Origin of the sequence: Corallincola holothuriorum, assembly GCF_003336225.1 — a bacterium.
GTDB lineage: Bacteria > Pseudomonadota > Gammaproteobacteria > Enterobacterales > Neiellaceae > Corallincola > Corallincola holothuriorum.
The window spans coordinates 1-12749 of sequence record NZ_QPID01000019.1; the positions used below are offsets into that span (position 1 = coordinate 1).

Here is a 12749-nt window from a genome sequence, read left to right on the forward strand (position 1 = left end):
TTAGGTAAAGAAGTTCGGAGACGGCCGGACTTTGTTATCTCAGAGCAGCGAATACGCTGGGCTATGAATGAATTTTTAAGGCTGGTTCACACAGCTGGACTGGGGGATTTATGAGGGGATCCTCCAGTGCCGCAAAAATGGGCAAAGGGCGGCGGTGAGCCGCGCTGTAGCTGTTTCCTTGAGGAGCGCAGCGACGAGTTAGTGAGCTGAATTGTTATATTCTTTCGAAGTCCAATGCATATTTCGTTTTTGATTTAACAGCCTGATACCAATCCAAATGTGACCATTCTGGGCCAGATAGCATCGCTCTTAGCGTTGATTTGTCTCTAGCCTCCATTCGAAGCCCGAAGGCGATGGAATTAACTGCTTCGGGATCGAATTGTTTCGCCTCGGATCTACAGAAAACAAGTCTACGTTCTCGCTCATAACGCCAGCTCGAATACTTGGTATCCAAGATTGAGATAAAGAATATCTCCAGCGACACATTCTACGTTGTTCGCTCCGGGGAATTGCTCAAAGTACTTGATCCGCTCGATAATATCTTCGAAGGGGTATTCATCTTGATAAGTCACATCTATTGGTGCGATGAATGAACCTTCTGGCCTCAACAGATGCTCCTTGAAGCCAATACACACCCCCTGTGTTCATCCGCATAGTGAGACCACATGAGTTGGTTTTTTTCGAGCTTTGCTAAATGAACAGATACCAGTTTTGGCAAGTTGCTCTTCGATTATTCGTTTATATATTTCGCGTTGCTGCGAAGGGAATGGATAGTGTTCCCAAACTGCATTTAACACTTCATTGAATGATGCTTCTCCCTCAAACGGGTCGTTCAGTGAAGCTGGATTAGCAAACCATAGCTCACGATTAAGTAGTAATTCTAAGCATCCTTTGTCGAGCTTACGGTATTTAAAAAGAATTTCAGGAGATAGCATAAGCCCTCAGGTGAATATAACGCTAATTTGAAAGCATCTGCTTGCTATCCCTGCAACGAGTATTTTCGTCAGCTGCCAGCACGCTCGGTAACTTATTGTCTAATCTCAACAATTTTTCTCTGTTTGGCAATAGTTGATCTCTCAATATTATGTGCGGTTGAGCTATGTTCCTCGATTAGTGAGGTGTGAATGACTCGCACTATGGTTTAGGGGATTGGCAGTTGCGGGTGTAATGGTGTCAGAGCAAGCGGACTTGCTCTGACTTCTATTGATTCAATTGGTTTAGCTATGTCCCCGGCTTTTTAGCCGGGGCGACCGTCGGCTCTGGGAGTACTGAGGATCTTGCTGTAATGCAACATAAACAGGCCATAGCCGATGATCCAGCCCAGTGCGCTTAGGCTCCAACCCCATATTAACCATTGTGGCATCAGTGCGGGTAAAACGCTGCGGATCAACGCCGCCAGTAATAGCGCAGCAAAGGCAATCGACATCTGCGGGTGGGCTTTAAGTGGACGCCCTGTGTGGCCTAAGGAAACCCGCGCCAGCATGGCCAGTATCAAGCCGCCCATACCGCCAACAGTCAGGGCATGGATTGCTGGGCTCATGCTATAAACCCAACCAAGGTGAAACCCTAGTGCCAATAATGCGCCGATTGGAATAAACAGGTAGCTCAGATGCAGAGACCAAAGTAGCGGGTTACTTAAGGTGGCCTGTGGACGCCAGCGCGCCATACGTAGTAATTGGCTGATGGCGATGGTTGCCCAGAGCACGATGCTGATCTCTTTGGGAACCTGCCAGCCAATAGAGACAAGCAAGGTGATGATCACGGCGAGTAAGCTAATTGCTCCGACGGCTTCAAGCCACACAAGCGGTTGCGGCTTATCAAATCCGCAGGCGCGGGAAGTAAAAAACGGAATAACGCGGCCACCCACAACAAAGATAACCAAGCTAATCAGCAGTACCGCGATGGTCGAGCCCAACTGCATCCCTGCCGGAAAAGCGCCAATTACCGCGCTGTGCATTAGCGCGTTGGCGAGGGTTAGCCCGAGCAACAGTGGGGTAAAAACTAAGTTGCGCCACTGTTTGACTCGTACCACATAGTTAGCCATGAGCAGGGCAACACAGGGCAGAAATAGCAGATCAATCACCGCTGCCAGCCATTGCAGTTGGCCAAGCTCGAGCAGTAATGCAATTCGACCTGCCAGCCAGAGCAACACTAGTAGCAGCAGCGGGGTGCCACGTAACCCGCGCAGTCCGGTCCAGGTTTGTACTGCGGTTAATAGGAATCCGGCAATGATGGCGCAGACAAAACCAAATAGCATTTCATGGGTATGCCACCACAAGCTGCTGCCATACGGGGTGAAGCTAAACCAGCCATTTAAGCTGCCTACCCATAGCGCAATAGCAGCAAGGCTGAAAAGCGATCCAAATAGAAAGAACGGACGAAAAGCGAGGCGCAGCAATGGCGTAAGCTTGCTCTCGGTGCTGGCATCGGTGATCTGCATCATTGGGGCATCCAGTGGTATTTTAATGTGTATATATAATACATGTTAAGACGTCGATTGTAATCGGCGCCTATTGATACAAATCAGAGATACTTAATTCGTGCCTAACTACTGCTTAGGTTTTCTTCTTCGCCTTTGCTGGTGATTCGGGCAATATTTCAGGTACAAAGGTCTGCTCATTCATCGGTGGACGGACATAACCTTTGGTGTTGATCTTAGGCAGCGTAATGGTGTGATACTTCAGCGATTTATACGGTACTTTACTGAGCAGATGGCTGATACAGCTGAGCCGAGCTTGTCGTTTATCATCACCGTTAACTACATACCAAGGGGAGCGACGGGTATCGGTATGGCTGAACATGGCATCTTTGGCTTGTGAGTATTCCACCCACTTGCTGCGCGAAAGCAGATCCATATCGCTAAACTTCCAACGCTTTAACGGGTTGGTGACGCGCTCTTTAAAGCGTTTTTCTTGCTCTTCATCGGAAACGGAAAACCAATACTTAATTAAGATGATGCCAGAGCGGATCAGGGCTTCTTCTAAGCTGGGACAGACCCGTAAAAACTCTTCGTACTCTTCGTCACTGCAAAAGCCCATTACCTTTTCTACGCCGGCACGGTTGTACCAGGAGCGGTCAAACAGCACCACTTCACCAGCCGCAGGCAGGTGGGCGATATAGCGTTGGAAGTACCACTGGGTGCGCTCTCTGTCGCTGGGTTTGGTGAGTGCAACCACTCGCACCACCCTGGGGTTGAGCTTTTCCGTGATCCGCTTCAGTACGCCGCCCTTACCGGCAGCATCGCGGCCTTCAAAGATGACGGCAACCCGCAATCCCTTTTCCTTTACCCACTCCTGCATTTTGACTAACTCAGCCTGCAGCCTTTCTAGCTCCTGCTCATAGAACACTTTATTGAGCCGCTTTGGCGATTTATTTGCGTTGTTTGCCATATCTTTTACCTCTTGAGTTGTCACGTTTTGGTAACTGTTATGTAGCTTTTACGTCACAAATGCTGATTAGGCTTCCTGCGAACCTTTCTAAATATAGTCAACAAGTTAGAGGACGCTAAGATGTACGGGCAGAAAAGGAGAGTCTGGTTACCCTTGGTAATCGGTATCGCTGGCAGTGTGATGATCAGCGGTTGCAGTGACGATGACGACGATGAGGTGGCACTTGCTACCCTGTCGCCAATGGAGTTTAGCCTCTCTATGCCGTTGGGCACTGTTCAGGCCGAAGGTGGCGTACCTTTGGCACTGGATACGGGGTTTGGTAGCGGTGCATTTCACCATGCAGCAGATCCTGAGCAGAAGTTTTATCTTGTGACTGATCGGGGCCCGAATGTCGCGTGTGATGATGCCGAAGCGATCCTTGGTGTTGCTGCCATTTGTGGTGATGATGAGGATGGCAAGATTTTCCCTATGCCTGAATACACGCCATCTATTTTTGAAGTGTTGCTGACGACTGATGGCCCGCAACTGACCCAGATCCCGCTATTAGACAGCGATGGTAACCCCATCTCGGGTGTCGTTAACCCGCTGGAAAGCACTGAAAATGGCTACGCGCTGGACGGCACTTTGTTGGCGTTTGATCCGAACGGTGTGGATACCGAAGCGTTGGTGAAGCTGGCTGATGGTAGCTTTTGGCTGACCGAAGAGTATGGACCTAGTTTATTGCATGTGGCTACTGACGGTTCGGTTTTGGAACGTGTCGTACCTGAAGGCGTTGCAGCCCAATTGACTGGGGCCACCTATCCGGTGACGGATGGCCTGCCGGCGATTTTGGCCAAGCGAAAATTAAACCGTGGTATTGAGTCTCTGGCGATCAATCCGGACGAAACTGCGCTCTATTTCATTATGCAGTCACCGCTGGCCAACCCTGACAACAGTGCCTATAGCGGTTCTAAGAATGTTCGCCTGTTCAAGTTGGCTCTGAATGCTGACGGCACATTGGGTGCCGTTCAAGGGGAGTATCTGTATACCCTGGATTCACCACAATCGTTTGCTGATCGTGCCGGTGGCGAAGGTGATTTGAAAAACAATGATTACCGCAAACAAAGCGACGTTAAAGTCAGCGAAATGATCGCTGTCGGCGATGACCAACTGGTTGTGCTGGAGCGGATCAGCAAAATTACTCACCTCTACCGCGTGGACTTGGCCGGCGCAACCAACCTGTTGGGCAGTGCTTGGGATAGTGAAGCTACATCACCAAGCCTGGAGCAGATCGTTGATCTGCAAGGCGAGGGTATAGTGCCGTTGGCGAAATCATTGGCTTTTACTAATCTGGGCAGTGCGCTGGAGCTAGCCAAAAAAGAGGAAGGCTTGGCGATGCTGGATGGCACCTACGCCATGCTGATCAATGACAATGATTTCGGTATCTCGGGGGATACTACCGACGTCGTTATTACCCCTTTCAATGACCGTTTCACTGGCATGGCGGCCGCGCATCCGGTTTTGGTACACGAGTCTCGCTACGGATCGGGCCTGTTTGACGAAGGCGCCGCAGAAATTGTGCAGTACCACGCCGCCAGTCAGCGCAGCTTTGTTGTCAACGCGGCAGACCGCAGCGTTGATGTGCTCACGGTGGGTGATGATCTGGCACTGAGCAAAGCGTTTGCGTTGACACTGCCAGCACAAACCGCGGATGACCGAGACTTGGGAGACGCGAACAGCGTTGCCGTTTCTGGTGACTGGTTGGCAGTAGCTATTGAAGCCGATGATGGCTTTGGTAATAGTAAGCAGGGTAAAGGCGTTGTAGTGCTTTACGATATTGCGAGTGGCGAGAATGCGCTAACCGCTGATAGCGCCCCTGTAGCCATGTTTGAAGCGGGTTACTTGCCTGATATGGTGACATTTAACAAAGCGGGCAACCTAGTCTTAGTGGCAAATGAAGGGGAGCCTAACAGTGCTTATGACGTTGACCCTGAAGGTTCGGTGACGCTGATCGACCTGAGTCATGGCGTCGATAATGCTGATATCACCCACCTTGGCTTTACTGACTTCAATGTAGGGGGCTCTCGCCATTCCGCATTGCCTGCCGATGTACGGGTGTTTGGTCCAAACGCAACTGTGGCGCAAGATTTGGAGCCTGAATATATAGCGGTTGCCGAAGATGACACCATGGCGTTTGTGGCGCTGCAGGAAAACAACGCCGTCGCTAATATCGACCTGATCAACAAACAGGTCACTGCAATCTGGGCGCTGGGCTTTAAAGACCATGGCAAGGCCTGGAATGCGATCGACATTAACGACAAAGATGATGTGATCGATATAAGCACTCATGACAATGTGGTTGGCATGTACCAGCCTGATGCCATTGCCAGCTATAGCGTAGACGGCATGGCTTATTTGATCACGGCCAACGAAGGGGATGCCCGTGATTACGATGGTTTCAGTGAAGAAGCGCGGGGAGAAGATTTACCGCTAACGGACAGCTTTGACTTAGACGAAGTTGGCCGTATCGGCACCACCACAACACTGGGTGACGCTGATAATGACGGTGTGGTTGAAACCCTGCATATCTACGGCGCACGCAGCTTTAGTATTTGGAATAGTGCCGGTGAACGTGTGTTTGATAGCGGCAGCGAGTTCGAGCAGATCACCGCCGCACGCTTCCCTGATAACTTCAATGCCAGTGACAATAAGCACAGCTTTGAGAACCGCAGTGACAATAAAGGGCCAGAGCCGGAAGGTGTGGCAGTCGGTAAGGTCGGTGATCGCTTTTATGCTTTTATTGGTTTGGAGCGTATCGGCGGGGTGATGGTGTATGACGTCACCGTGCCTGCTGCTGCACGCTTGGTTCAGTACATTAACCCGCGAGATTTTGAGCAGGATCCATCACTGGACACTGACGATGGCGAAGTGACCAATCCGCTGGTGGGGGATTTAGCACCAGAAGGGATGGTGTTTGTTGCTGCTGCTGACAGCCCAACAGGTGCAGCCCTGCTGATTGTCGGTAACGAAGTCAGCGGCACCACGTCGTTGTATAGCTTTGATTAACTTGTTTTGATTGTTTTAACTTAGCTGAGAGAAGACAAAGCCCGGCCCCTTGGCCGGGCTTTATGTACAAGATGTACGGTATGCCGCGGATACATGGATCTATAGGAGCGGCGGTACCCACTACGCTTCGCGGGGTGAACTTTTCCGCTAGTGCTTTTGCCGATATTAAATGTGTTTGCTGATCTCCGGTGTCGAATGTGCTCCTATGGCCAGTAATAGCTAGCAAGATGATGCGGCTGCTTTCGCCAATTATCTGTTATGTTTCGGGTAATTAGTCGGCTTTCTGTTAGTCTTGATTAAGCGATTTATGATCAGCGACATGGAGTTTCGCTTTCCTATGATGTGCTTTCTACTGTTCGATATGGCCCAGCAAGAGGTCGTTAAAAAACAGCTTTTGCCGATGTTGGCTGAGCATGAGCTGACCCCAGTGGCGTTTAACCCCCATGAGCTCCCCAATTGGCCGGAAGACGCGCGGGTGCTTCTATACCTTTCAGATGATCAGATCTCGGAATTACTTCCCTGTGCCACTGATAAGCAGTGGCAGTTTGGCTTTCTTCCTCACCCCAACGCGGTACATGCAATTAAAGGTGGCGGCGTCAGTAGCAAGTTATTACAAGCGGTAGAGGATGGACTGAATAACAAAGCCAGGAGTGTTGATCTGCTGTTGTGCAACGGCCGGCTGGTGCTGAATTCGGTAGTGATTGGCGATGTTTTTGGGTTACGCCCAGGCGGTGCCATTGAAGGAGTATGGGCTAAGTTTAAGCACCTGTTGTCGTCGGGGCGTCGATTGGGCGAACTGGTGCCAAAACGCTATGAGTTAATCACCGGCAACGATGAGAAAATAGTGACTGCAGCAATGGGGATCACCGTTGTTGAGCATGGCAAAAACTCAGTGATGGGACGTCGGTTACTGCCTGGTTCCCATATCAATGACGGTATGTTTCACGCCATCTTGCTGGCGCCAAGAAGTTTGATGGAGATGTACCGCTTTTTGTTGTCTTCCGTGTTTCATCGAAACAGCGGCTCTGTGCCGCGCAGTGTCGGCATCATTAAAACCGCCAGTTTAAGCGTGCGCTCGAATGGGGGCATGGAGTACCGGCATGATGGCTGTGAGATCTGTGCCAAGGAGCTTGTCTTCGAAAACCAAGCGAAGCGCTTGTCTCTCGTTTCTGGCCGGTTGTTGGCAATAGAGGAGGGCGCTAGCGACAGCAAGGAACAGCGCAAAATACAACATCTGCCGTCAGGCGGGGCGATTGAACAGATGACCAAGCGGCCACTTAGCTGGATCGCTCATGCAGCCACCGATGAATTCAAAGAGCTATATCAAGCGCTGCGAGAAAATGCCACGCCTTCCAATGTCTTTCTGACCTTGATGATCTTGTCGACACTGTTGGCCTCTGTGGGGCTGTTTGCCAATTCACCGCCGGTGATTATTGGGGCGATGATCTTGGCGCCATTGATGGGACCCATTATTTCATTGGCGATGGCAATTGCGCGGCAAGATGAGTCCTTGCTCAAGGGTAGCCTTTATACCCTGTTTACTGGTTTGGCGTTGGCATTAGGCTTTGCGGTGGTCGCGACTTGGTTGATCCCGTTGCAACAAGTGACACCTGAAATATCGGCACGGCTCAGGCCGAACTTACTAGACCTGGCTGTCGCCGTGATCTCGGGTATTGCGGGGGCTTACGCCCATGCGCGAGCTGCTTTGGCTAAAAGCCTGGCCGGTGTTGCCATTGCGGTTGCGTTAGTACCGCCTTTAGCGGTTACCGGGATCGGTATCGGTTGGGGAGATACCGGTATTATGTGGGGTGCCTTTTTGCTTTTCCTGACTAACTTGTCGGGGATTGTGTTGGCCGGCGCTGTGACCTTTCTGGTATTGGGGTTTGCCCCATTTAGCCGGGCAAAGCGAGGCTTGATCCTATCGGCACTGGCGGTTGTTCTGGTGAGTATTCCTCTTGCTCTTAGCTTCGTTCAGGTAGTCCACAAAACGAAGTTGATTAAGCAGTTAGAGGGGCGGTTGATTGATGATATTCGTTTGGCAGAGGTTCGGGTAGTTTCATCAAGACCGATCACTGTGTCGGTAAAACTCGTGGCACCGAGGCCGCTGACCGCCTCTGACTATCAAAATACCAAGCGTGCAGTGGAAGCGGTGATGAAGCAGCCCGTTGTGCTCGAAGCCAGCAGCTCTTTGCGTCTGCAATAAGATAGGCCGTGGTATTGCCCTGAATGAACCATTCATCAGTGCGCTGCAAGGTGATTTAAATCACAATTTTGAGATCCTGCTGGCGTTTAAAACGAGCAAAAACGCTGTTAAAAATCAGATCTGGCAATGAGTAAGTTGGCTGGGTGGTGACTAAACAACAATTCGTCATTATTGCGCCAACTTATATCAACTTACAGCTGTAAGCTCAGAGCTACCCTCTCGTTTGAATTCGCATTAATACACCATTCTTTAATATCAGAACATGTTTGAAATTGGACTTGGAAGCTTCTGCTTAGCGGCTCTGAGTTTTTCATCCGTTTAAAAAACAATCGATTAAGGCAATTTGATCTGTTTGTTTTCTTACCTTGATAGTTACCTCGAACAATCACCTTATGTAATTAATTTACGTAATTGGATTAATTTTCAAACAGGTGTTTGCTTTTTGATTTGGGTCAATCTATAAATAAATGCAAGCCTAGAGCAAACACTCTAAACGTTTGTTTGAACTTTAATTAGTAAGGTTTAGCAGATGGTTCTGCTTCCTCGTCTAGGCAGGGGCTTTAACGGCCTTAGACAATAGTCGTATATCACTTCGGAACATTGCTAACGATAATTTCGTGGTGGTTAAGTAACAAATGATTGTTTATTGAGGGTGACCAGATGGAGTCAATGACAGCACCACCAGCCAGCCGTGAGCTACATATTCAGGGTGAAGTGACCAACGCGTATCGTGAGGTGTTAACCGTCGATGCTATGTCGCTGGTGGCCGATCTGGTGAGAAAGTTTGCTCCTGAACGTCGCGATCTACTGGCCAATCGCCAGCGTCGTCAGCAAGCATTTGATGCCGGCGCCTTGCCAGACTTCCTTGAAGAAACCAAAGATATCCGCAATTCAGATTGGCAGATCCGGGGGATCCCGGAAGACTTATTGGACCGCCGTGTGGAGATCACCGGGCCGGTTGAACGCAAGATGGTGATCAATGCGCTGAATGCTGATGTCAAAGTGTTTATGGCTGACTTTGAAGATTCACTGTCACCCACTTGGGATGCGGTTGTGCAGGGGCAAATCAACCTGCGTGATGCGGTCAATCGTAACATTGACTATATCGACCCCAACAGCGGCAAGCACTATCAGTTGAGCGACGATCCTGCGGTATTGATCTGCCGTGTGCGCGGGCTGCATTTAGATGAAAAACACGTCTTGTTCCAAGGCGAGGCCATTCCTGGTGCGCTATTCGATTTTGCGCTCTATTTCTTGAATAACTATCGTCAGCTTCTAAATAGTGGCAGTGGTCCCTATTTCTATATTCCCAAGCTGCAGAGTCACCATGAAGCGGCTTGGTGGAGTCGTATCTTCAGCTATGTCGAAGATCGTTACTGCCTCGAGCGCGGCACGATAAAGGCAACGCTGTTGATTGAGACCCTGCCTGCCGTGTTTGAGATGAATGAAATTTTGTACGCAATGAAAGACCATATTGTGGCGTTAAACTGTGGCCGCTGGGATTACATCTTCAGTTATATCAAAACGCTAAAAAATCATTCTGATCGCGTACTTCCTGACCGCCAGCAGGTGGGGATGGCACAACCATTCCTAAATGCCTATTCCCGTTTGTTAATCCGTACTTGTCATCGTCGCGGGGCGATGGCCATGGGCGGTATGGCGGCCTTTATTCCCAGCAAAGATGCTGAACAAAATGAAGCGGTACTGGAAAAAGTAAGGCAAGACAAAGAGCGTGAGGCCAATAACGGTCATGACGGTACTTGGATTGCACACCCTGGTTTGGCGGCTACGGCGCAAGGCATATTTAGTCGTGTGCTAGGTCAGCGCAAAAATCAACTGGATATTAGCCGTGAAGAGGACGCCGAAATTACCGCTGATGACTTGCTGCAACCTTGCGAAGGTACCCGCACTGAAGCAGGCATGCGGCTCAATATCCGTATTGCAGTGCAATATATCGAAGCGTGGATCTCCGGCAATGGCTGTGTGCCGATTTATGGTTTGATGGAAGATGCGGCCACCGCAGAGATTTGCCGAACCTCAATATGGCAATGGATCCGTCATGGTAAAGCCTTGGATAGCGGCGAGGTGGTTACCCCAGAACTGTTTACCCGTTTGTTGAGCGAAGAGATGTTGGTGTTAGCCGAAGAGCTGGGCGACATCAAATACCGCCAAGGTCGATTTGAGGAAGCAGCGGCCTTGATGGAAAAGATCACGCTGGACGAACAGCTCGTTGAATTTTTAACCCTGCCGGGTTACCGGCGACTTAATTGAGTACCCGTTAGAGGTGCCCCCTACAAGCGCAACTTATATAGGTCTGCAAGAGGACGTCAAGATGACACAAACAAGGCAAGAACAGATCCAGGCTCTGGAGAAAGATTGGGCAGAAAATCCTCGCTGGAAAGGCGTAACCCGTGGTTACACCGCTGAAGAGGTGGTGAACTTGCGTGGTTCACGCATGGTTGAATGCTCACATTCTCGCGCCGGTGCTGAAAAGCTCTGGTCACTGATCAATGGTGAAGCGCGCAATGGCTATGTGAACACCATGGGGGCACTGACAGGCGGGCAAGCTGTACAGCAAGTGAAAGCAGGTTTACAGGCGATCTACCTGTCTGGGTGGCAGGTAGCGGCAGACAACAACTTGTCTGGCACCATGTATCCGGACCAGTCTCTGTACCCAGCGAATTCCGTACCCGAAGTTGTTAGCCGTATTAATAACGCATTTACCCGTGCCGACCAGATCCAATGGGGTAAAGGTATTAATCCTGGCGACAAAGGTTATATCGACTATTTTGCGCCGATTGTTGCCGATGCCGAAGCTGGTTTTGGTGGCGTACTTAATGCGTTTGAATTGATGAAAGGTATGATCCAGGCGGGTGCTGCGGGTGTGCATTTTGAAGATCAATTAGCTTCAGTGAAAAAGTGCGGCCATATGGGAGGTAAGGTACTGGTACCAACTCAGGAAGCGGTACAAAAGCTGATTGCTGCGCGTCTGGCGACCGATGTGATGGGCGTGCCGACATTGGTGATTGCTCGTACTGATGCCGATGCTGCCGATCTGTTGACCTCGGATTGCGACCCCTATGATCGCGAGTTTGTGGTCGGTGAGCGCACCGCTGAAGGATTTTATCGTACTCGCGCAGGTATCGATCAGGCGATTGCCCGCGGTCTGGCCTATGCTCCTTATGCTGACATGGTGTGGTGCGAAACCGCGAAGCCAGATCTGGAACAGGCGAAGAAGTTTGCAGAAGCGATCCATGCGAAGTATCCAGATCAGCTATTGGCTTATAACTGTTCACCATCGTTTAACTGGAAGAAGAATCTGGATGATGTGACCATCGCTCGGTTCCAGCGCGAGTTGGGTGCCATGGGTTATAAGTTCCAATTCATCACCTTAGCGGGCGTCCATAACATGTGGTACCACATGTTCGAATTGGCGAGCGGTTATCGTGATCGTGGCATGTCTGCTTACGTTGAACTACAGCAGCAGGAATTCGATGCGGCTGAACGTGGCTACACCTTTGTTTCTCACCAGCAGGAAGTAGGTACTGGCTACTTTGATCAAGTAACGAACACCATCCAGGGTGGCGAATCGTCGGTCACTGCACTGACCGGCTCAACTGAAGAAGCGCAGTTTAAATAGCAGTTATTTAAATCGATGCTTTTTTGGTAACAAGAGAGACCCGCTGGCAACAGCGGTTGTAAACAAGAAGTGTTGCTCCAACCTTTCCTTTGACTTCGCCCGGCTTACAGCCGGGCTTTTTTATGCTCAGGACGAGCAGTATGCCGCGGGCGCATGGATGTATAAGAGCGGCTATACCCACAACGCTTCGCGGGGTACGCTGTGTACAGGATGTACGGTATGCCGCGGATACATGGATGTATAAGAGCGGCGATAGCCACTGCGCTTCGCGGGGTGAGCTTTGCCGCGGGCGCATGGCATCCTAAACACTTCGCGGGATTAGCTGTGCCGTTAGTGCCGTGAAAGCCCTCTCCTAGGGGAGAGATACCATCTTGCTCGTCATGCCTCAAGCAGTGATTTTCACGCTGTTTGAGGCTGATACTCGCTCTGGTGCTTAAGCACGCCGAAGCAAATATGAGTCAGCTTGCGCATT

General features: G+C 50.3%; 7 protein-coding genes. 4 read left to right on the forward strand and 3 right to left on the reverse strand.

What is annotated here, in order from left to right; genetic code table 11:
- Window positions 1-422: 422 nt before the first annotated feature.
- The 3 genes from DU002_RS19060 to ppk2 all read right to left on the reverse strand — a co-directional run bounded on the left by DU002_RS19060 (window position 423) and on the right by ppk2 (window position 3389).
- Window positions 423-608, reverse strand: a complete 186-nt coding sequence (locus DU002_RS19060; RefSeq protein WP_114340046.1) for a hypothetical protein — start codon at window positions 606-608, stop codon at window positions 423-425.
- Window positions 609-1237: 629 nt separating this feature from the next.
- The gene (locus tag DU002_RS19070) at window positions 1238-2443 is read right to left on the reverse strand and encodes an NnrS family protein (RefSeq protein WP_114340048.1); all 1206 of its coding nucleotides are present in this window, start codon (window positions 2441-2443) and stop codon (window positions 1238-1240) included.
- A gap of 112 nt (window positions 2444-2555) precedes the next feature.
- The gene (gene ppk2 / locus DU002_RS19075) at window positions 2556-3389 is read right to left on the reverse strand and encodes a polyphosphate kinase 2 (protein ID WP_114340049.1); all 834 of its coding nucleotides are present in this window, start codon (window positions 3387-3389) and stop codon (window positions 2556-2558) included.
- Window positions 3390-3509: 120 nt separating this feature from the next.
- Here ppk2 and DU002_RS19080 point away from each other — a divergent pair, with 120 nt between their 5' ends.
- The 4 genes from DU002_RS19080 (at window position 3510) to aceA (ending at window position 12277) form a co-directional block, all read left to right on the forward strand.
- The gene (locus DU002_RS19080) at window positions 3510-6434 is read left to right on the forward strand and encodes a choice-of-anchor I family protein (RefSeq protein WP_114340050.1); all 2925 of its coding nucleotides are present in this window, start codon (window positions 3510-3512) and stop codon (window positions 6432-6434) included.
- Window positions 6435-6771: 337 nt separating this feature from the next.
- Window positions 6772-8637, forward strand: coding sequence for a TIGR00341 family protein (locus DU002_RS19085; protein WP_158538162.1), 1866 nt, complete (start codon window positions 6772-6774; stop codon window positions 8635-8637).
- A gap of 669 nt (window positions 8638-9306) precedes the next feature.
- On the forward strand, window positions 9307-10908 hold the full coding sequence (gene aceB, locus DU002_RS19090) for a malate synthase A (protein WP_114340052.1): 1602 nt from the start codon (window positions 9307-9309) through the stop codon (window positions 10906-10908).
- Window positions 10909-10969: 61 nt separating this feature from the next.
- Entirely contained in the window at window positions 10970-12277 is a 1308-nt protein-coding gene (aceA, locus tag DU002_RS19095; RefSeq protein WP_114340053.1) for an isocitrate lyase, read from the forward strand.
- The last annotated feature ends 472 nt before the right edge of the window (window positions 12278-12749 follow it).